Below are 21,060 nucleotides of genomic sequence, written 5' to 3' on the forward strand. Positions count from 1 at the left end.
TTTACAGAGCACCACACTGCTGGCCGAGATGTTTGACTCGTCTTTTCACTTCTTCCTGTTTGCCGGTGTTAAACGGTCTGGCGTCGGGGCTACCGAGATAGCCGCAGACACGTCGGGTGACGGATACGCGTGCCGGATCATGGTTGCTGCATTTGGGGCAGACAAAGCCTTTGCTGGTACAGGAAAATTCACCACTAAAACCGCATTCATAACATTCGTCGATGGGCGTATTGGTGCCGTAATAAGGTACATGACGGTAGCTGTAATCCCATACGTCCTCTAATGCTTTGAGATTGTGTTGCAGATTAGGGTATTCGCCGTAACAAATGAAGCCACCACTGGCCATTTTTGGGTAAGGTGCTTCGAAATCGATTTTGTCGTATGGATTAACTTTTTTTTCTACATCTAGATGAAAGCTGTTGGTGTAGTAGCCTTTGTCGGTTACACCGTCAATTACGCCGAATTCAGCGGTATCAAGACGACAGAAGCGGTCACACAAGTTTTCGCTCGGAGTGCTGTAAAGGCTGAAGCCATAGCCGGTCTCAGTTTTCCACTGGTCGGCAGCACGGCGCAGTTTCTCGACAATAGCTATGGCTTTCTGACGCAGGTTGTCACTGTCAAACACATGGATGTCGCTGCCGTACAGGGCATAAATGGTTTCATGCAGGCCGATATAGCCCAGAGAAATGGAGGCACGGCCATTTTTGAATATATTTGCTACGGGTTCGTCGGCTTGCAGACGCACGCCGCAGGCTCCTTCCATATACAGAATTGGTGCCACTCGTGCTTTGACGTTTTCAAAACGGGCAATGCGGGTCATCAAGGCTTTGCGGCAAAGTTGCAGGCGCTCTTCCAGCAGTTGCCAGAACCGTGCTTCATCGTGTTTGGCTTCGATGGCAATACGTGGCAGATTCAGGCTGATTACGCCTAGATTATTCCGTCCTTCATGAATTTCCTGACCGTTTTCTTCATAACGACTGAGGAAGCTGCGGCAGCCCATCGGCGTTTTGAAGGAACCAGTCACAGCTACAACCTGCTCGTAGTTCAGGATATCCGGATACATACGTTTGGAGGCGCATTCGAGAGCCAGTTGCTTGATGTCGTAGTTAATGTCTGACGCTTTGTGGTTCACGCCGTCTTTAATACTGAAAACCAGTTTTGGAAAGACAGCCGTTTTGCCATTTTTGCCCAATCCAGCTAATCGATTGCGCAGAATAGCGGTTTGAATTAGCCGGCTTTCCCAGCTGGTGCCCAGACCAAAGCCGAAAGTGACAAAAGGAGTCTGACCATTAGCAGTATGCAAGGTGTTGACTTCGTATTCCAGTGACTGAAAAGCGTCGTAGCATTCTTTTTCGGTGCGAGTACGGGCGTAGTCTTCAGCATTGGCAATCTGCCATTCCTGAGCTACGGCAAAGTGTTTGTCGTAGCTGGTACGGACAAAAGGTGCCAGCACTTCATCAATCCGGTTTATGGTGCTGCCACCGTAAATGTGGCTAGCCACCTGCGCGATAATCTGTGCGGTAACAGCGGTAGCTGTGGCAATAGATTTAGGAGGTTCGATTTCAGCATTGCCCATTTTAAATCCGTTGGTCAGCATGCCTTTTAGATCTATCAACATGCAGTTGAACATTGGAAAAAACGGTGCGTAGTCTAAATCGTGATAATGAATTTCTCCCCGCTCATGTGCTAATACCACATCGCGTGGTAACAGGTGTTGCTGAGCATAATGTCTGGCCACAATGCCAGCCAGTAGGTCGCGCTGGGTGGGAATTACCTTGCTGTCTTTGTTCGCATTTTCGTTAAGCAGACTGAAATTGGTTTGTTCTACCAAACCCTGAATTTCGCGATTGAGATGTCCGCGAGATTCGCGCGCAACATCGCGCGAATGACGGTATTCAATGTAGGCTCGTGCCAGTTCTTTATACTGACCGGCCATTAACTGGTCTTCTACTGCCTGCTGAATATCATGAATATCCACACATTCACGACTGGACATGCTGCTGCTGACGTGAGCAGCTACCTGTGCACAGTAGGTATTGTCAATAATGTTTGACGCACTGGCCGCGTGCTGTACAGCTTCTTCAATACGCGTTGCATCAAAGGGAACGCGGCAACCATCTCTCTTAATTACAATGGGTTTCATGTTGATAGTCCTTCTGCTGCTGCCGCTAACATCTGGTAGCAGTTACTGCATGTCTTTCAGGTATAACAATTGGCCTTGCAAGGGGTATATAGAAATAATAGATACTATATTTAGTAGCAAAGTACCCCTGTTGCTCTTTTTTTTACTATATATGGGATTGCTGTTTTGAATAAAGCAGCATTTTTTGCTTTTATTTGATATAGCGCATCAAATCGAGTTGACAATGATATTTAATTTATAAAAATCAATAATTTAGAAAAATGAAAGTGCAGTGTAAAAAATGGTCATTTCTTGCTTGTTGGCGGCGAAGCTAATGATTCGTGCCATCGCTAATAACTTATATAGTTCAATTGATAAAATGAGTTATTGGTGATCGCCTTGCAACAAGTTTTCAGTGCGGTTTTTACTGTACATTGTATAAAGTGAAACCAACGATGTACTGAGAAAAAATGACGTAATAATAGTAACAATAAAATGACCACTGCGCAGACAATCAGGATTAAAACTAATACGAATGCCCGCTATCAGCAAAGCAAATACTGCAATCAGTAGCCAATAACGGTAATCAATGCGCATAACGGCTAAATCAGACCGCGGCATCAACAGGATGAAGGCAGCAATACCCAACAAACCACCGATGGAACTGCCGTGCTGCAACAATTTGTACACAGGCAATGGCTGTAAAAAAGGCAAGGCAATTGACTGTTTTAGCACAAGGCTATGGCTGACAAACCAGCCAGATGGGTGAGTAAATGCATCCCATAATACATGCGATAAACTACCTAGAAACAGCGAAAAGATAACTACCAAGTAGTGGCGGCAAAAATACTCCGTCCAGTTAAATCTGAGATAAACATTTAAACGTTGCTGCAAACAAGCGGGCAAATGCAGAATGAAAGGATTGCGGATAATTAGATGAAAAATAAAAGCTATTGCTAATCCACATAAGATATTAAGTAGAAAAATACCGATATTGGCGTGACCATAGATACCGAACATTTTCATGCGAATAAAATATTCAAAATCTGGTGACATGCTGCCAATAATCAATCCGGTCATAGAAAACCATTTGTTGAAACGGTATAAAGGTAAAATAATGGCAGGGTGTGAGAAAGTGAAGGGCATAAGCGAAAGCTGTTTACAAGTCAAGAATCGGGAAGTTGTTTAAGCAGCCTAATCGTTAAACCATTATTGTGCCCATTCGCGACACAAAGCCAGAATATCGGCACCAAAATGCTTTATTTTGCTTTCACCCAGTCCATAGATATGATTTAAATCTGCCAGCTTGGATGGGGGATGTTGGACCAGATCCTGTAAGGTACGGTCTGCAAAAATGGTATAAGCAGGCACATTATTCTGACTGGCGCGCTCTTTGCGCCAACGGCGCAAGGTTTGCCATAAGCGTTCTTCGCGCTCGGTGCGCAGCCAAATATCATTATTACGGCTACTGCGGGTTTTGTCATGTTTCAGCGGGCGCAGCCAGACTTGCTGCTGATTTTTTAATACTGCGCGTGCCTGCTCAGTTAATTGCAAAGCCTGATTGGCTATATCAACATTAAGATAACCGGCAGCAACACATTGCCGTACCACCGTACGCCATTCCTTAACAGTCAGTTTATTGCCGATTCCAAAAGTGGATAACTGCTGATGGCCATAGCGCAACACCCACTCCGACTTGCGCCCACGTAACACATCAATCACATGGCCAGTGGCAAAACGCTGCCCCACTCGATACACACAGGACAGCAGCTTTTGCGCCAATACAGTACCGTCAAAACGAGTTGGTGGGTCAGTACAGTTGTCACAATGGCCGCATGGCTGGCTGTCTTCGCCAAAATAGCGCAATAACAGCTGGCGTCGGCAATCGGCCGTTTCACAGAAAGCCAGCATCGCATCCAATTTTTGCAAATCAATGAGTTTTTGCGCTTCATCACGCTCAGCCAGCTGAATCCGCTCACGCAGCAATACCCAGTCATTCAGGCCATAACACAGCCAGCTGGTAGCAGGCAGGCCATCACGGCCAGCGCGGCCCGATTCCTGATAGAAATGTTCAATACTGGCTGGCATATCCAAATGGGCGACAAAACGCACATCAGGTTTATCGATACCCATTCCAAAAGCCACTGTCGCTACCACAATAATGCCATCTTCCTGTGTAAAACGGCGTTGGTTTTGGCTGCGGGTCTCCCAGTCCAGTCCAGCATGATAGGGCAGAGCGGTCAGACCGTTTTCCGTTAGAAAAGCGGCAATATCTTCCACTCGCTTGCGCGAGAGACAGTAAACAATGCCATTTTCACCCGGCATCTGGCTGCGAATAAACTGTAATAGCTGTTTTTTGCCATTGTTTTTTTCCACAACCTGATAATCAATGTTGGGACGATTAAAGCTGGAAACAAAAAGGCGAGCATCATTTAAAGCCAGATAATGCTGAATATCAGCACGTGTGGCGCTGTCTGCGGTAGCCGTTAGCGCAATCCGTGGTACAGAGGCAAACTCATCTGCTAGTATTGCCAGCTGCTGATACTCGGGGCGGAAATCATGTCCCCACTGACTTACACAATGTGCCTCATCAATAGCAAACAGACTGATAGGCGTTTGGTGTAGAAACTGTAAAAAGCGTGGCATAACCAGCCGTTCCGGTGCTACATACAATAATTTCAGGTGTTCAGAAGCAATATCATCGGCAATACGCCGTATCTCTTCGCCACTAGTACCACCGTGAACACAAGCAGCTGCAATTCCATTTACATTCAAAGCTGTGACTTGATCCTGCATGAGTGCAATCAGCGGTGACACAACGATGGCCACACCATCGCGCATTAAGGCTGGAATTTGATAACATAAAGACTTACCTGCGCCGGTAGGCATTAATACCAGTGCATGATGGCCACTTGCCACCGTGTCGATGATTTCAGCCTGTTGCCCGCGAAATTCGGGATAGCCGAAAACATCGTGTAGAATTTGCACGGCATGAGTCACAAAACACCTGTTACACTGAATCTGAAACGGGTATTGTACTGCAACTTACCTCTATTTCCGACAGCTAACCAATTGCTGTTATAAGGAATCAGCATGAAAATCATTAGTATCCGTCACCTAACAGCCAGTTTGGCTATATCTTCTATTTTGGCTGCCTGTACCACCACCAACGTGCCCAAAGCCAGCGGCAGCTGGATTGAGCTGGGTGTATCAGCCAGCGGTAATATTCAATATGCACTGGATAGCGGCAGCATTAAACGTCAGGGTAATATGGTAACCTTTCGTGACCGTAAAACCGTTATCGACCCGAAACAGCAGTATTACAGCAACACACCAGCCTATAAAACTGCATTGAGCACTACTCAGATAGACTGCAGCCGCAAATTGTTCCGCGTGCTTGATGTCGAATTGCTGGATGCGCATGGTGAGCTGATTCGTCAGGATCATTTTGGCGAAACCGATCTGCGTCCGATGGGTATCACCAGTGGTTCTGCTGCCGAGCAGCAATATCAGCACGTATGTAGCCATTAATTTTGCTAATAGAAAGTAATCAGGCATGAAAGCAAAATACAGCTTATGGATAATTTTAGGTTTGGCCGTATCGGCATGGGCAGAATCTCCAGCAGATGTAGAATTGCTCAGCGCACAGAAAGCCTATCAGGCCGCATTGTCTGGGCAAAGTGCCAGCCAGAGCCGTGCCTTACAGCTGCAAACCCAGTTGCAGTCAGCACAGCTACAGTTGAAGAATGCACAGGATAATGTTACCCGCTTGCAAAGTGATTTTAATCAGGCCGATGTGCAGCGGCAGCAAGCCGATGCAGCATTGCAGGCCGCCGGTGCCAGACTGGATGCGGCTTGGCAGGCTGTGCACAGCCGTTAAATCAATGCACCGTTCAGGCAACTACTGGAAGTAAAATCCGTTTATCAATTTATCGGCCTGACAAACAGCTGCAGCTCGCGTAAAATAATACACTTTTGCTTAAGCGTTGTTCCGTGAAAAAACAACGTTATGGAATCAACTGTTGTCAAAATGAACTATCCGATTGAATACGATGTGATTGTGGTTGGTGGCGGCCATGCGGGTACAGAAGCCGCTCTGGCTGCTGCGCGCATGGGTGCAAGCACATTATTACTGACTCACAATATCGAAACGCTGGGACAAATGTCTTGTAATCCGTCTATCGGCGGCATAGGCAAAGGCCATCTAGTGCGTGAGCTGGATGCACTGGGTGGCGCAATGGCATTGGCAGCAGATAAGAGCGGAATTCAGTTCAGACGTCTGAATGCATCAAAAGGGCCGGCAGTACGTGCAACACGGGCGCAGGCTGATCGCATTCTATATAAAGCGGCCATCCGTTCCATGCTGGAAAACCAGCCTAACCTGCAATTATTTCAGCAGCAAGTAGAAGATATTATTGTTGAAAACGGCCGAGCAGTTGGCGTTATGACATCTATGGGAGTTTCCTTTCGCAGCCGCGCTATTGTGCTGACTGCGGGTACATTTTTGGCCGGAAAAATTCACATCGGATTAGAAAATTATGCTGGTGGCCGTGCCGGAGACCCCGCAGCACAACATTTATCTGGATGTCTCAGAGATTTGAATTTACCGCAGGGACGATTGAAAACCGGTACACCGCCGCGGATAGACGGGCGCAGCATTGATTTCAGTCAATTGCAGGAACAGCCAGGAGACAATCCTGCTCCAGTATTTTCTGTACGTGGCAACCTTGCTATGCACCCACAACAGATATCTTGCTGGATTACCCATACTAATAGCGTAACCCACGACATTATTCGCAGCGGTTTTGACCGTAGCCCGATGTTCACCGGCAAAATTGAAGGCGTCGGCCCGCGTTACTGTCCGTCTATTGAAGATAAAATCAATCGATTTGCAGACAAAGACAGTCACCAAATTTTTCTGGAGCCGGAAGGGCTGACTACACACGAATATTACCCTAATGGTATCTCCACCAGCCTGCCGTTTGATATCCAACTACAACTGGTTCATTCCATGCCCGGTTTGCAGAATGCCCATATCTTACGTCCTGGTTACGCCATTGAATACGACTATTTTGACCCTCGTAACCTTAAGTCAAGTCTTGAAACCAAAACTGTTTCCGGCCTATTTTTTGCCGGACAAATCAACGGGACAACTGGTTATGAAGAAGCTGCTGCACAAGGATTACTCGCCGGTGCTAATGCCGTATTGTATACCCGAGAAACTGAACCCCTAGTATTGCAACGTGATCAGGCTTATTTAGGCGTACTCGTTGACGATCTCATTACTAAAGGCGTGACCGAACCTTATCGCATGTTTACTAGCCGTGCTGAATACCGCCTACAACTGCGAGAAGACAACGCCGATATGCGGCTTACCGAGCTGGGGCGCAGCGTAGGATTGGTGGATGATGAACAGTGGCAAATATTTCAGCACAAGCAGGAAGCTGTCGCACGCGAACTCCAACGCCTGAGCCATGTCTGGTATACACCTCTTAATCTGCCGATAGCTGAGCAACAACGCGTACTCGGTCAGCCTTTAAGCAAAGAATCCAGCCTGCTGGACATGTTGCGCCGGCCAAACGTTTGCTATGCCGACTTAATGACTCTGCCCAATGCACAACAGGAAATACTGAATAGTGATGCGGCAGAACAAGTGGAAATTCAGGCAAAATATCAGGGTTATATTGAACGACAAAACGAAGAAATCAGCCATCGCCAGAATCTGGAAAAAATGAAACTGCCAGATAGCATTGATTACTCATTGGTAAAAGGCCTTTCCGCCGAAGTACAACAAAAATTAAATCAGTATCGTCCCGAAACTGTAGGACAGGCGTCCCGTATTTCCGGTATCACACCGGCAGCGGTTGCTTTACTGATGGTCCACCTAAAACGGGGTTTTGAGGGAGCAAAAACAGCATGAGCGACATGAAAACGATGCTGCAACAAGGTTTGCAGCAAATGAATATCAACCTGACCGTACCACAGCAATTACAACTGCTGGCTTTTGTAGAACTGTTAAAAAAATGGAACAGCACTTACAACCTCACCGCGTTGCGTAATGATCAGGATGTTATTAGTCATCATATCCTCGATAGCCTGACGCTACTGCCCTATGTGGAAAAAGCCCGTGGTCTGATAGATGTTGGCAGCGGCGGTGGTATGCCAGGCATCCCTGTAGCTATCTCCCGTCCGGATCTGCCTGTTGCTTTGCTGGATGCCAACAGCAAAAAAACCTCATTTCTGCAACAGGCAGTAATCGAACTGGGCTTAACTAACGTACAAGTGATTACCGCTCGCGTAGAAGCCATGGTGGGTGAACAGTTTGATGTAATCACTAGCCGTGCGTTTGCCGAATTAAACGATTTTGTCACCATTACCAAACAACTGATGGCAAAAGGTGGATATTGGGCGGCTATGAAAGGCGTGTATCCATATGAGGAAATCGAACGTTTGCCTGAAAATGTTGAGCTGGTACGTGTGGATAAACTCAGTGTCCCCCATCTGGATGCAGAACGTCACATGGTGATTGTCCGCAAGAAAGAGCATGCATGAGTGCACATATTATTGCCGTAGCCAATCAGAAGGGTGGTGTGGGGAAAACTACCACCGTTGTTAATCTGGCAGCCTCACTGGTGGAAAAAAAGTCCAAAGTATTGATTGTTGACCTCGACCCGCAGGGTAATGCCACAACTGGTAGCGGCATCAATAAAGGTAACGTCACCAACGGCGTCTATGCCGTGTTGTTAGGTAATGAAGAGATAAACAACGCCATAATTACTGCACAACATGGCGGCTTTGATGTTCTGCCTGCAAATAGAGCTCTGGCTGGTGCTGAAGTCGAGCTGGTACAAGAGCTGGCACGAGAAATGCGTTTGAAAAATGCGCTGGCGCAGGTAGCCGATAAATATGATTACATCATTATTGATTGCCCGCCCACATTAACCCTATTAACCATCAACGGATTAGTAGCTGCACGTCACATCATTGTACCAATGGTATGCGAATATTATGCACTGGAAGGGATTTCCGACCTTATTGCTACTGTGCGTAAAATCCGTCAGGCCATCAACCCTCAGCTCGAAATACTAGGTATTGTGCGCACATTATATGACCCACGCAGCTTACTGGCCAAACAGGTGGATGAACAGTTAATGACTCATTTTCCTGATCAGCTATTCAGTACCCCTATCCCGCGTAATATTCGATTGGCCGAAGCTCCCAGTCATGGCATGCCTGCATTGCAGTACGACCCACGAGCCACTGGTACCAAAGCATATCTCGCGCTCGCTGACGAAATTTTGCAGCGCACAGCCACTAAACAGACATAGAATTATTCATTTTCATGGTAATAACATCAGCACAACAATAAGTGTCAACCAATAAATTAAAGAGCGATACATGGTTAAAGCAAAAGGTTTGGGTGCAGGGCTAGACGCCCTACTTGGTTCCGGCAGTGATATCACCGGTGGCGACCGTTTAACCAAAGTCGCAATTAGCGATATTATTCCCGGACGTTATCAACCACGTACTCAAATTGATGACGAATCATTGCAAGAGCTGGCTGAATCCATACGCGCGCAAGGTGTCATTCAGCCAGTGATTGTACGGGAAATGGGACTGCAGCAATATGAGCTGATTGCCGGTGAACGCCGCTGGCGAGCTGCCCGTCTAGCCGAACTGGCGGAAATTCCAGTAGTCGTCAAAAGCATTTCTGACGAAGCAGCACTGGCAATGGGACTCATTGAAAACATTCAGCGCGAAAATCTCAATCCGATTGAAGAAGCACAAGGCCTGAAGCGACTGGTAGATGAATTTGGACTCACTCATGAAACAGTGGCCAAAGCTGTAGGACGCAGCCGCAGCAGCATTTCCAATAGTCTGCGCTTACTCAATCTGCCGCAACCAGTACAAGACTTAATGTACAGCCGGCAGTTAGAAATGGGTCATGCCCGTGCTTTATTGACTTTACCTGTTATCCAGCAGATTGATCTGGCTCAGAAAGCAGCCCAGAATGGCTGGTCAGTGCGCGAAGTGGAGCGCCGTTGCCAGCAAGCACAGGCCAAACCAGAAACCGCCACTCCCCATCCGGCTGAAAAAAGCAGCGAAGTTCAATCAATAGAAGCTGCACTGGAGCAACGTTTTAGCGTACCCGTGAAAGTACAAAGCCGCAACCAGCGCAGCGGCCGTATCATCTTACAATTTGATAATCCCGAAACCTTGAGTCATTTATTACAAAAAATGGGACTGGAATAAATCCTGCAATCACAGATTAATTGTGGCAAAATTGTTTAATTCAGTTATCAAATTTGGCAATGTTAAAGAAATATATAGAAAAATTAATAAATTAGCTAAAATTTATTTAACAAAATTTCACAAAATTACTTGACGATATAGTATTAGTTGATTATATTAGCGCAGCTTACCGCAGTGTTTTTTAAGGTAACAGAATGAAGTGGATCATGTTCTGGCAAACAGTCATGTTGTTTGCCGCAGTTTGTGTGTCCGCATGGTTGTGGAAATATTCTGCTATCTGGTCGGCAGTATTAGGTGGACTGAGTTACCTGATACCTACATTATTGGCGATGCTAACCATCATCGCCGCAAAAAAATTACCGGCGCTATTACCGGCAACACTATTAATGGCCGAAATCAGCAAAATTCTCATGATATGCCTAATGATGTTGCTGGTTTACGTGTGCTATTCCGCAGTTAACTGGTTTGCTTTCCTGACAGGACTTATACTGGTCAGTCAGGCTGGATTGTTCACATTTAGAAAAAGATTGTTACTATGAGCGGCACAGAGATGACTCCGGGCGAATATATCAGCCACCACTTAATCAATTACACTCAGAAATCACCAGATTACCAGACCAATATGGTTGATTTCTCCTTTCTTAATCTGGATACCCTATTTTTTTCCATACTGACTGGCATCATTGCCTCAGCTATTCTGTTTGTAGCCGCTCGTCGTATGAGAGTAGGTGTGCCTACCCGTTTTCAAGCCGCCGTCGAACTACTAATTGAATTTGTGGGCGGTATCTGCAAAGATATGGTTCACAATGAGAAATCCCGAAAAACCATTGCTCCTCTGGGCTTAACTGTATTCATGTGGATTCTGTTCATGAATATTATGGATCTGCTACCTGTAGATTTGTTGCCTTGGGCATGGCAGCATGCTACGGGTGATCATCATGCATTTCTTCGCGTTGTTCCCACGGCTGACCTGAATACCACCATGGCAATGGCGATATCTGTTTTGTTTCTGTGTATCGTTTACAATATCAAAATCAAAGGATTGGGTGGCTGGATACACGAATTATTCAGTGCACCGTTTGGTAACAAAATTTGGTTGTTCATCCCTAATTTTCTGATGAATATCATCGAATTTTTCTCCAAGACCCTGTCTCATGGTATGCGACTGTTTGGTAACATGTATGCCGGTGAAATTTTATTTATGGTGATCGCTCTAATGGGTGGTGCCTGGGGTATGTCCGGTGCTGCAGGCGTAAGCGATGTGGTTTTATTCATTCTCCAGATTGTTGCAGGTCTGGCTTGGGCCATATTCCATATTTTAGTCATTGCTTTACAGGCATATCTCTTTATGGTGCTGACCTTCGTATATTTGGGTCAGGCTCACGATTCCCATTAAGGGTAATTTATTTATTGTAGTATTCTTTTCTTTTATTTAAGGAGTGAAGTAAATGGGTGGTTTAATCGCTATCGCTTGTGGTTTGATGATTGGTATTTCTGCCATGGGTGCATCTATCGGTATCGGTATGCTGGGCGCAAAATACATGGAATCTTCTGCCCGTCAGCCAGAATTAATGAACTCATTGCTGGGTAAATTCTTCATTATCATGGGTATGATTGATGCTGCGTTCATTATCTCTCTGGGCGTATCATTCTTGTACTTCGCCAAAATCGGCGGCTGATAAACTTAGATTTGCTGGTTGTTAACTGTATTAATTAATAAACACAAATTCTAAAGGTTTAATCGTGAATATCAACGCAACCCTAATTGCACAAGTACTTGTTTTTGTCATGTTTGTGCTATTTACGATGAAATTCGTATGGCCACCCATCGTCAAAGTACTTGATGCCCGTGCCGACAAAATTGCCGAAGGTTTGGCTGCTGCCGAACGTGGAAAAAACGATTTTGCTCAGGCGGAAAAACGTGTTGCTGATATCTTGGCCGAGGGTCGCAGTCAGGTCTCCGAAATGGTGGCCAATGCGGAAAAGCGTGCCGCGCAGATTGTTGAGGATGCCAAAACACAGGCATCCGAAGAAGCTGCCCGTATCATGGCTCAGGCAAAAGCTGATGTAGAGCAGGAAGCTAACCGGGCCCGTGAAGCACTGCGGCAGCAGGTAGCAGATTTGGTTGTAAAAGGTGCCGAATCTATCCTGCGCAGTGAAGTTAATCCTTCACGTCACGCTGATTTACTGGCGAACCTGAAACAGGAGCTGTAATCCCATGGCTGAGTTCGCAACCATAGCCAGACCTTATGCCAAGGCATTGTTTAGTCTGGCGCAAGAACAGAATCAGATTGAGTCTTGGTTGGACGAACTGAAAACACTGGCTGAAATCATACTGCAACCGAAAGTGCAGTTGCTAATAGATGAGCCGGAATGCGAATACACTGAAAAGGCAAAAGAAATCCTGTCTTTAGTGGATTTTACGCCCGCAGAAGATTTGAGAAACTTCATTTTTGTGCTGGCGCAGAACAAACGCTTAACAGTTTTGCCAGAAATTTATACGTTATTCCAAGACTATGCTTTGTCCCTTAACGACATAAAAGAAGCCACCGTATACACAGCCTACCCTATTGATAAAGCGCAGTTTGCACAAGTAGTAGTGGATCTGGAAGCCCATTTCAACACACGGTTGAAAGCGCATCAGGTGGTTGCCCCAGAATTAATTGGTGGCATAAAAGTAGAAGTTGGTGACCGAGTATTGGATTTGTCGGTGCAGGGTAGATTAAACAGCCTGCATACGGCATTGATGAATTAGGAGAGTTTTCATGCAGCTTAATCCTGCTGAAATTAGCGATTTGATTAAAGCTAAAATCGCAAACCTGAACGTAGATACAGAATTACGTACCCGTGGTACCGTAATGTCTGTAACTGACGGGATTGTGCGCGTACATGGCTTGTCAGACGTGATGCAAGGTGAAATGCTCGAGTTTCCCGGCAATACATTTGGTCTCGCCATGAACCTGGAGCGCGATTCTGTAGGTGCCGTGATTCTGGGCGAATCCGAACACATTAAAGAAGGTGACGAAGTTACCTGTACTGGGCGTATTCTGGAGGTGCCAGTAGGCCGTGAGCTGGTAGGACGCGTCGTAGATGCACTGGGTCGCCCCATTGATGGTAAGGGACCGATTAATGCTACACATACTGCTCCGGTAGAAAAAATTGCTCCGGGTGTAATTGCACGTCAATCTGTTGATCAGCCAATGCAAACTGGTCTGAAAGCCATTGATTCAATGGTGCCTATTGGCCGCGGACAGCGTGAATTAATTATCGGTGACCGCCAGACAGGTAAAACAGCCGTGGCTCTGGATGCTATTGTTAACCAGAAAGATACCGGCGTAATCTGTATTTATGTAGCCATCGGCCAGAAAGCTTCTTCCATTGCTAGCGTAGTGCGCAAACTGGAAGAACATGGTGCAATGGATCATACCATTATTGTAGCAGCTACTGCCTCTGAAGCAGCTGCGCTGCAATATATCGCTCCGTATGCTGGTTGTAGTATGGGTGAATTCTTCCGTGATAATGGTGAAGATGCCCTGATTGTCTATGATGACTTGTCCAAACAGGCCGTAGCCTATCGTCAAATTTCCCTGCTATTGCGCCGTCCACCTGGCCGCGAAGCTTATCCGGGTGACGTATTCTATCTGCACTCACGTCTGCTAGAACGTGCTTCCCGTATTAACGCACATGAAGTAGAAGAACTGACCAAAGGTGCAGTAAAAGGCAAAACCGGTTCATTAACTGCATTGCCAATTATTGAAACACAGGCTGGTGACGTTTCTGCATTTGTACCAACCAATGTAATTTCCATTACTGACGGACAGATATTCCTAGAAACCGACCTGTTTAACTCCGGTATTCGTCCGGCCATTAATGCTGGTATCTCTGTATCCCGCGTAGGTGGTGCTGCTCAGACTAAAGTTATCAAAAAACTGGGTGGTGGTATTCGTCTGGCATTGGCTCAGTATCGAGAACTTGCAGCGTTTTCTCAGTTTGCTTCTGATTTGGACGAAGCAACACGCAAACAGTTGCGTCATGGTGAAGTTGTGACCGAACTGATGAAACAGAAACAGTTCAGCACGTTGAGTACAGGTGAAATGGCACTAACTCTGTGGGCAATCAATAATGGCTCATATGATGATGTTCCTGTGTCCAAGGCATTGAATTTTGAGTCAGAATTTTTGGGCTATGTGCGTACTCAGTGTCCAAATGTATTACAGGACATCGATGCCACCGGTGCATTAAGCGATGACAATGCCAAAGCATTGGACAACGCCATGAAGACCTTCAAATCGTCTTACGGCTATCAGGCGTAAACGTGTCATTGAAAGGAGTCTGAAATGGCAGTAGGAAAAGAGATTCTCACCCGAATTCGCAGTGTTCAAAATACCCAAAAGATCACTAAAGCGATGCAGATGGTGTCAACCTCTAAAATGCGGAAGACTCAGGAACGGATGCGTCAGGCGCGTCCGTATGCCGATAAAATTCGTCTGGTGATGAGCCATCTGGCACAAACCCATTCTAATCACAACGTCCCGCTGTTGCGCAGTAATAATGACAGTAAGCGAGTAGGATTTATTGTTATTACGACTGATAAAGGACTATGTGGTGGTCTGAATGCCAATATCCTTAAAGCATTCTTCAGTAAAGTGCAAGAATGCAATCAGCAGGGGCTGGAGGCCGAAGTTGTATGTCTCGGCAGTAAAGGACTGGCCGCCTGTAACCGAGTGGGTTTGAATGTCATTGCCAGTGCTGTGGGTCTAGGTGATACACCTAGAGTGGCTACATTGCTGGGTCCGTTAACGGAAATTTTTCAGCGTTATGCAGAAGGTAAACTGGATGCCATTTATCTGGTTTATGCCGGCTTTATCAATACCATGCGTCAGGAACCACGTCTGGAAACACTGCTGCCCATCGGGCAGAATGTTCTGGATCAGGTATCTGAAAGTAAGGAATACAGCTGGGAATATGTATACGAACCCTCGCCACAACAGGTGCTGGAATTTTTAGTCCGCCGTTATTTAGAGTCTGTGGTTTATCAGGCCTTATCTGAAAATATGGCTGCCGAGCAGGCTGCGCGTATGGTAGCGATGAAAGCTGCTACCGATAATGCAAGCAATGCCATTAAAGAATTGCGTCTGGTGTATAACAAATCGCGTCAGGCAGCGATTACCACAGAGTTGTCAGAAATTGTGGCCGGTGCTGCTGCTGTTTAAGCAGTACAGGTCAAATAAACTTAGGATGCGATAATGAGCCAAGGCAAAATCGTACAAATCATTGGTGCGGTAGTGGACGTAGAATTCCCACATGATTCCATACCCAATGTGTATGACGCTCTTAAACTGGTTGATACTGATTTGACTCTTGAAGTTGAACAGTTACTGGGTGATGGTATCGTGCGTACCATCCCTATGGGTACTTCCGATGGTCTGAAACGCGGTATGGCCGTAGTTAATACCGGCGCACCGATTACTGTACCGGTTGGTACAGCTACGTTGGGTCGGATTATGGACGTTTTGGGTCATCCGGTGGATGAAGCTGGCGAAATTCAGACCAGTACTACCCGCTCCATTCACCAACAGGCACCGAAATTTGATGAGCTTTCCAGCTCTACTGAATTGCTGGAAACGGGTATCAAGGTGATTGACCTGCTGTGTCCATTTGCCAAAGGCGGTAAAGTTGGTTTGTTTGGTGGTGCCGGCGTTGGTAAAACCGTTAACATGATGGAACTGATTAACAACATTGCCAAAGCACACAGTGGTTTGTCTGTGTTTGCCGGTGTAGGGGAACGTACTCGTGAAGGTAATGACTTCTATCACGAGATGAAAGACTCCAACGTACTGGATAAAGTGGCCATGGTGTATGGTCAGATGAACGAACCACCTGGTAACCGTCTGCGTGTAGCTTTAACTGGTCTGACCATGGCGGAATACTTCCGTGATGAAAAAGATGAAAATGGTAAAGGTCGTGACGTACTGCTGTTCATTGACAACATTTACCGTTACACTCTGGCCGGTACTGAAGTATCAGCTTTGCTAGGACGTATGCCGTCTGCTGTGGGTTATCAGCCAACACTGGCTGAAGAAATGGGTCGTCTACAGGAGCGGATTGCTTCTACTAAAACTGGCTCCATTACTTCTATCCAAGCCGTGTATGTACCTGCAGATGACCTGACTGACCCATCTCCGGCCACAACATTTGCTCACTTGGATGCAACCGTGGTGTTAAGCCGTGATATTGCTTCTTTAGGTATTTATCCAGCAGTGGATCCGCTGGACTCTACTTCACGCCAGCTAGACCCCGCTGTAATTGGTCAGGAGCATTATGACGTTGCACGTGGTGTACAGACTACTTTGCAAAAATACAAAGAGTTGAACGATATCATTGCGATTCTGGGTATGGATGAATTGTCTGATGAAGACAAACTGACCGTAAACCGCGCACGTAAGATCCAGCGCTTTTTGTCACAGCCATTCCACGTAGCAGAAGTGTTTACCGGTGCGCCGGGTAAATATGTTTCACTGCGTGATACCATTGCCGGCTTTAAAGCTATTCTGAATGGTGAGTACGATCACCTGCCTGAACAAGCTTTTTACATGGTAGGCAATATTGAAGAAGCTGCTGAAAAAGCGAAAACCCTAAACTAAGGAGCGCTTGATGAGTACCATGCAAGTGGAAGTGGTGAGTAACGAAGAAAACATCTATTCAGGTGAAGCCAGCTTTGTTGTTGTGCCGACTCTGGAAGGTGAGCTAGGTATTTACCCTCGCCATGAACCCATTATGAGCTTGGTGCGTCCTGGTGCTCTTCGTTTGACCGTACCTGACCAGAAAGAAGAAATTCTGGTAGCAGTATCAGGCGGTGTTCTGGAAGTACAGCCGAATAAGCTTACGCTTTTGGCAGATGTGGCCGTTCGCAGTGAAGAAATGGATCAGCAGCGTGCCGAAGAAGCCAAAAAAGCAGCCGAATCCGGTATCCATGAGGCCAAGGATGATGTTTCACTGGCCAAAGCTCATGTGGCTTTAGCTGCGGCGATTGCTCAACTGAAAACTCTGGATTACCTGCGCACTCATCGAAAATAACATTGATTGATATAATCAGATAAATAATCTGATTATAATAAAAAATGTTTTAAGCCCGAGCATTGCTCGGGCTTTTCTATTACTTAAGTTCAACCATGAGAAAATATTGCTCAGTATAATGTTTTAAACTTCAAAGTATATGTCATTTACAAATTAATGATAAGAGCTGATACATCAAAAGAAATCATTGAGACCAGTAAACAAATATTTAATTGTAATAAAAATACTATAAACTTTTTAAAAGCTTATTGATATGGTATTGATCTGTAAAATGCACTATTAAATAATAAGTTAAACTAATTCAGTAATTATTGTTGATTTCTGCAGTAACAAATTAAATTGATATACAAAAAGCAAAAGCATAAAGCTTTTGCTTTCGTATTTACTACAAATATTGTATTCCAGATAATTTGATTAAGCTTGTTTAGTTGGATAGATAGTCAGCTCACTAATATTGGTATCTTCCGGCTGCTCAATGGCAAAGTTAACAGCACGAGCAATGGCTTCAGGGCTTATGCCAACCTGATTGTATAATTGAGTCATACTTTGCAGCACATTTTCATCAGAAATACTTTGTAACAGCTCTGTGTTGATCGCTGCAGGATACAAAGTAGTAGTACGGATATTGGTTTGTTCAGTGGCACTTTCCTGCCGGATAACTTCCATCAGATTACGTACGGCAAATTTAGTTGCGCCATAAACACCACAGCCCATGAAGCTTTTCAAGCCAGCAATTGAAGAGGTAGTGATGATATGGCCAGATTTCTGTTTCGTGAAAATAGGCATGACCGCAGCAATTCCATTTAGCACGCCCTTCAGATTAATATCAATCATATTATTCCAGTCGTTTGTCTGAAGAGCACTGATAGGGGAGTTGGGCATAATACCGGCGTTATTAAATATCACATCTACACCCTGAAAATGTTTTTGAGCCAGCTCAACTAATGCATGCATTTCTTCCGGCTGGCGCACATCTGTAACTTGATAAACGGCCTCACCGCCAGACTGAGTAATCTGTTGTTGTAGTTGTTGAAGCTGTGATTCGCGGCGCGCAGCAAGTACGACTTTTGCTCCGTTTTGAGCTAGTAAGCGTGCAGTTGCTGCGCCAATACCTGATGATGCACCGGTTATGATGACTACTTTATTTTGAACAGCCATGTTTTACTCCTTTGATTAGTTCCGTTTAGTGCTCAAACACCGATGTTTTGTTAAGATTAAATGACAGGTATATAAATATTAGCTGGCAAATTAGCTATAGTGTCTGAGCTTAAGTTTGACCAAGGAAAAATTTCAAAATTATCAAATATCTGAATACATTTGAAGTTTAGAGCAAATTACTTTTCATTGTCTTGATAAATTTGCTTGGCTAGATTAAATGCAGACCAAGCCTTCGGCCAGCCCACGTAAAAGGACAGATGAGTAATAATTTCAACAATTTCATCTTTGGTGATGCCATTTTGTTTGCCAATATTCAGATGGGCACTTAATTGCTCGAAATTACCGGCACTGATTAATGCTGCAATAGTAATCATGCTGCGCTGATGTGCTGGCAATTGTTGTTCTCGTGACCAAACTTCACCAAATAAAACATCATCATTAAAATGAGCAAACTGAGGTGCAAATTTGCCTAAAAGTTCATGACCTGCTGTCTGTTTTTTCATTGCCGTACTCCTCTAGATTAAAAATTACAGAGCGTTGTAATCGCTGCTTACTACGGGTTCCAGCCATTCGCTTTGACCTTTGGTAATGGCCACATGACTGAACCAACTATCTTTCGTTGCTCCATGCCAATGTTTGACTCCGGCATGAATAACCACTACATCGCCAGGATTAAGTAATTGTGCCGGTTTGCCTGCTTCTTGATACCAACCCTGACCGGCAGTAGCAAGTAAAATTTGATAGCCATTTAAATGTTTGTGCCAATGGTTGTGGCAGCCGGGCTCGAAAGTAACATTGCTAACGTCTACATCAACATTTCCATCAATAGCAGCCAGATTAGCTAAATAGCTCTGACCAATAAAATATTGAGCATAATTGATATTTTCTTCACCTAGTGGAAAGATTTGTTTAAATGATGAATTCATGGTTTTTATCTTGAAATGTTTTGATGATTAAGTATAAAACTTCAAGTTCACTTTAATTCAAGTATTTTTTATTGAGCAAATATTTCATGATTAATCACCATTTTTAATCTAAACATATTAGTAGGCAACAGCACATTTCAATGTGTTGATCTACTTCCAATTTCTAAGATGTTTTTATATTGTCTAAGCGTATCTTAATAATTGCGTAGATTTACCCCACAGCTGATAGCTGCATGCCCATACAATGTGACCGGCTTCATCAGTGAGTTCTTCCGGGGCACCGTTGACATCGGTGTGGTAGTACAGCACTTTTTGTTCTGTACCGGTAGTGGTCTCTACTCTGGCTAAGGGTTCATAGCCGCTTTCATCAGTGTAGATATAGACGCTTTTGCTTCTGTCGGTACGGGTTTCCTGAATCNNNTTTAGCCCGTCCCACAGGAAGTGGGTACGGCCGTGTGCGTCGTAGGTATATTGCAGGCCACGGAAGTGGAGTAAGTTGTAAGCAGCCGACAATGTTCTAAATATTATGATAGCTGTTTTAGTAGTGGCGGGTGATATTGCCCAAAAAAGTTATTGTAGTAATCATAAATTATATAATATTTTGTTTTTTAATATAAATTTCTTATTAAAATTTGATGGTATCTTTATGTTAGGGATTACTCATAATAATAAAATTTTCACATTATTTTGAATATTTCATTTTTACTAAAATGTCCCCTGTATTTAATCTTATTTTATTATTTTCGTAAATATATTCTATCCATAATTCTTTATTATCTGATTCACAATCATTCATTACTCTATATTCAGAATATCCTGTATACGTGTTTATTAGTGGAATTATTTTTTCCACTTTTCCTTCAATTTTATTTTGCGATAAATAAACAGTAAGTTGTTTTAACAAATATAGTTTTAAATATAATTCTTTATTATTTCCATTTAATGAATTAATTTCATTTTCAATAAAGCTGATAATTTTTTGCATATTACCTCTCAATATAAATAGTTATTTTTTCACCATTTGGTGTTAAAACATTAATATGTGGTACTGTTTTATGAGGATGGCCATCTGGTAATCCCTCATGTCCATATAAAACACCATTTTTATTAAATTGGTAATCTTTATGGTATACAGCAGTTTTGTTTTTTTCTAAAGGTCTAAGTTTAAATTCTTTTTTTTGTTTAGATGTTTTGTCTGTCGATTTATTCCCAGCTCCGGTAACTTTTCGGGTGTTATTAAAAGCGCCATATAATACTTGATCGGCTTCTTTAAATGAATTAACACTTACATCTTTTCCTGATTGTGCTTCTTTTATTTTTTTATTCAGTTTTGAGTTGTTAGCTACATTACACAACCCCCACGGATCAATCCAAGTCAACCCATTAGGCGCATACTGATACAAATTAAATCCACCCAGTAACCCAATCGGGTCCGGCTGCGTAAATCTGCCTATATCCGGGTCATAGTACCTGAAAGTATTGTAATGTAAGCCCGTTTCTCTGTCTAAATACTGCCCCTGATAC

At 44.4% G+C, this 21,060-nt stretch carries 25 protein-coding genes and 1 pseudogene (1 of these 26 running past the window's edge); 15 read left to right on the plus strand and 11 right to left on the minus strand.

The annotated features are described in order from the left end of the window. Position 1: 1 nt before the first annotated feature. The 3 genes from nrdD to recQ all read right to left on the minus strand — a co-directional run bounded on the left by nrdD (position 2) and on the right by recQ (position 5,122). Positions 2-2,143: an anaerobic ribonucleoside-triphosphate reductase gene (gene nrdD / locus J3U67_RS04890; RefSeq protein ID WP_267404051.1), complete on the minus strand. Its 2,142-nt coding sequence runs from the start codon at positions 2,141-2,143 to the stop codon at positions 2-4. Between the two features lie 363 nt (positions 2,144-2,506). Next, positions 2,507-3,268, minus strand: coding sequence for a DUF4184 family protein (locus tag J3U67_RS04895; RefSeq protein ID WP_267404053.1), 762 nt, complete (start codon positions 3,266-3,268; stop codon positions 2,507-2,509). A 63-nt stretch (positions 3,269-3,331) separates the two neighbouring features. After that, the gene (gene recQ, locus J3U67_RS04900; protein WP_323811351.1) at positions 3,332-5,122 is read right to left on the minus strand and encodes a DNA helicase RecQ; all 1,791 of its coding nucleotides are present in this window, start codon (positions 5,120-5,122) and stop codon (positions 3,332-3,334) included. A gap of 93 nt (positions 5,123-5,215) precedes the next feature. Between recQ and J3U67_RS04905 the strand changes: the two genes are divergently transcribed. The 15 genes from J3U67_RS04905 (at position 5,216) to J3U67_RS04975 (ending at position 17,452) form a co-directional block, all read left to right on the plus strand. After that, the gene (locus J3U67_RS04905) at positions 5,216-5,653 is read left to right on the plus strand and encodes a surface-adhesin E family protein (protein WP_100156695.1); all 438 of its coding nucleotides are present in this window, start codon (positions 5,216-5,218) and stop codon (positions 5,651-5,653) included. A 25-nt stretch (positions 5,654-5,678) separates the two neighbouring features. After that, a complete protein-coding gene (locus J3U67_RS04910) occupies positions 5,679-6,002 on the plus strand; it encodes a hypothetical protein (protein WP_100141177.1) in 324 nt (107 codons plus the stop codon). Positions 6,003-6,152: 150 nt separating this feature from the next. Next, a complete protein-coding gene (mnmG, locus tag J3U67_RS04915) occupies positions 6,153-8,042 on the plus strand; it encodes a tRNA uridine-5-carboxymethylaminomethyl(34) synthesis enzyme MnmG (RefSeq protein WP_267391027.1) in 1,890 nt (629 codons plus the stop codon). After that, positions 8,039-8,674, plus strand: a complete 636-nt coding sequence (gene rsmG, locus J3U67_RS04920; protein ID WP_100141179.1) for a 16S rRNA (guanine(527)-N(7))-methyltransferase RsmG — start codon at positions 8,039-8,041, stop codon at positions 8,672-8,674. Before mnmG ends, rsmG begins: the two co-directional genes overlap by 4 nt. Continuing rightward, entirely contained in the window at positions 8,671-9,450 is a 780-nt protein-coding gene (locus J3U67_RS04925; protein WP_100151582.1) for a ParA family protein, read from the plus strand. The genes rsmG and J3U67_RS04925 overlap by 4 nt, the downstream gene beginning before the upstream one ends. 70 nt (positions 9,451-9,520) lie before the next feature. After that, positions 9,521-10,375 (plus strand): ParB/RepB/Spo0J family partition protein, encoded by an 855-nt coding sequence (locus tag J3U67_RS04930; RefSeq protein ID WP_267390814.1) that lies wholly within the window; start codon positions 9,521-9,523, stop codon positions 10,373-10,375. A gap of 194 nt (positions 10,376-10,569) precedes the next feature. Continuing rightward, entirely contained in the window at positions 10,570-10,914 is a 345-nt protein-coding gene (locus J3U67_RS04935) for an ATP synthase subunit I (RefSeq protein ID WP_267390812.1), read from the plus strand. Further along, positions 10,911-11,771 carry a F0F1 ATP synthase subunit A gene (gene atpB, locus J3U67_RS04940; RefSeq protein ID WP_100141183.1) on the plus strand — a complete coding sequence of 287 codons (861 nt, stop codon included), beginning with the start codon at positions 10,911-10,913 and terminating at the stop codon, positions 11,769-11,771. Before J3U67_RS04935 ends, atpB begins: the two co-directional genes overlap by 4 nt. Positions 11,772-11,823: 52 nt before the next feature. Beyond that, the gene (atpE, locus tag J3U67_RS04945) at positions 11,824-12,054 is read left to right on the plus strand and encodes a F0F1 ATP synthase subunit C (protein WP_025331627.1); all 231 of its coding nucleotides are present in this window, start codon (positions 11,824-11,826) and stop codon (positions 12,052-12,054) included. Positions 12,055-12,118: 64 nt separating this feature from the next. After that, positions 12,119-12,589, plus strand: a complete 471-nt coding sequence (locus tag J3U67_RS04950) for a F0F1 ATP synthase subunit B (RefSeq protein WP_025331626.1) — start codon at positions 12,119-12,121, stop codon at positions 12,587-12,589. A gap of 4 nt (positions 12,590-12,593) precedes the next feature. Beyond that, positions 12,594-13,130 (plus strand): F0F1 ATP synthase subunit delta, encoded by a 537-nt coding sequence (locus tag J3U67_RS04955; protein ID WP_100141184.1) that lies wholly within the window; start codon positions 12,594-12,596, stop codon positions 13,128-13,130. A 10-nt stretch (positions 13,131-13,140) separates the two neighbouring features. Beyond that, positions 13,141-14,688 carry a F0F1 ATP synthase subunit alpha gene (atpA, locus tag J3U67_RS04960; RefSeq protein ID WP_100151587.1) on the plus strand — a complete coding sequence of 516 codons (1,548 nt, stop codon included), beginning with the start codon at positions 13,141-13,143 and terminating at the stop codon, positions 14,686-14,688. 24 nt (positions 14,689-14,712) lie between these two features. Next, positions 14,713-15,588 (plus strand): F0F1 ATP synthase subunit gamma, encoded by an 876-nt coding sequence (gene atpG, locus J3U67_RS04965; RefSeq protein WP_100141186.1) that lies wholly within the window; start codon positions 14,713-14,715, stop codon positions 15,586-15,588. A 33-nt stretch (positions 15,589-15,621) separates the two neighbouring features. Further along, the gene (gene atpD, locus J3U67_RS04970) at positions 15,622-17,019 is read left to right on the plus strand and encodes a F0F1 ATP synthase subunit beta (RefSeq protein WP_100100496.1); all 1,398 of its coding nucleotides are present in this window, start codon (positions 15,622-15,624) and stop codon (positions 17,017-17,019) included. 10 nt (positions 17,020-17,029) lie between these two features. Continuing rightward, positions 17,030-17,452, plus strand: coding sequence for a F0F1 ATP synthase subunit epsilon (locus J3U67_RS04975; RefSeq protein WP_100156701.1), 423 nt, complete (start codon positions 17,030-17,032; stop codon positions 17,450-17,452). A 414-nt stretch (positions 17,453-17,866) separates the two neighbouring features. Here the strand turns inward: J3U67_RS04975 and J3U67_RS04980 are convergent, their stop codons facing one another. The 8 genes and pseudogenes from J3U67_RS04980 to J3U67_RS05010 all read right to left on the minus strand — a co-directional run. Next, on the minus strand, positions 17,867-18,610 hold the full coding sequence (locus J3U67_RS04980; protein ID WP_267390808.1) for an SDR family oxidoreductase: 744 nt from the start codon (positions 18,608-18,610) through the stop codon (positions 17,867-17,869). Between the two features lie 176 nt (positions 18,611-18,786). Further along, complete coding sequence (locus tag J3U67_RS04985; RefSeq protein WP_100141190.1) at positions 18,787-19,113, minus strand: carboxymuconolactone decarboxylase family protein; 327 nt, start codon at positions 19,111-19,113, stop codon at positions 18,787-18,789. 24 nt (positions 19,114-19,137) lie between these two features. Continuing rightward, positions 19,138-19,536, minus strand: coding sequence for a cupin domain-containing protein (locus J3U67_RS04990; protein ID WP_267390807.1), 399 nt, complete (start codon positions 19,534-19,536; stop codon positions 19,138-19,140). Positions 19,537-19,719: 183 nt separating this feature from the next. Continuing rightward, positions 19,720-20,049, minus strand: coding sequence for an RHS domain-containing protein (locus J3U67_RS04995; RefSeq protein ID WP_267404056.1), 330 nt, complete (start codon positions 20,047-20,049; stop codon positions 19,720-19,722). Between the two features lie 169 nt (positions 20,050-20,218). Next, positions 20,219-20,521 carry a hypothetical protein gene (locus J3U67_RS05000; protein ID WP_100140250.1) on the minus strand — a complete coding sequence of 101 codons (303 nt, stop codon included), beginning with the start codon at positions 20,519-20,521 and terminating at the stop codon, positions 20,219-20,221. 1 nt (position 20,522) lies between these two features. Further along, positions 20,523-20,915: a hypothetical protein gene (locus J3U67_RS05005; RefSeq protein WP_267404058.1), complete on the minus strand. Its 393-nt coding sequence runs from the start codon at positions 20,913-20,915 to the stop codon at positions 20,523-20,525. A 33-nt stretch (positions 20,916-20,948) separates the two neighbouring features. Further along, positions 20,949-21,026: pseudogene (locus tag J3U67_RS09220) on the minus strand (RHS repeat-associated core domain-containing protein); the annotation flags it as partial. After that, positions 20,998-21,060, minus strand: partial view of an RHS domain-containing protein gene (locus J3U67_RS05010; protein WP_416384675.1) — the 3' portion only. Its footprint extends 162 nt past the window's final position; the window shows 63 of its 225 coding nt (coding positions 163-225); its start codon lies off the right edge, out of view — the gene reads right to left on this strand; its stop codon occupies positions 20,998-21,000. The gene J3U67_RS05010 and the pseudogene J3U67_RS09220, both read right to left, overlap by 29 nt.

Origin of the sequence: Snodgrassella sp. B3837 (assembly GCF_026535955.1) — a bacterium.
Lineage (GTDB): Bacteria > Pseudomonadota > Gammaproteobacteria > Burkholderiales > Neisseriaceae > Snodgrassella > Snodgrassella alvi_E.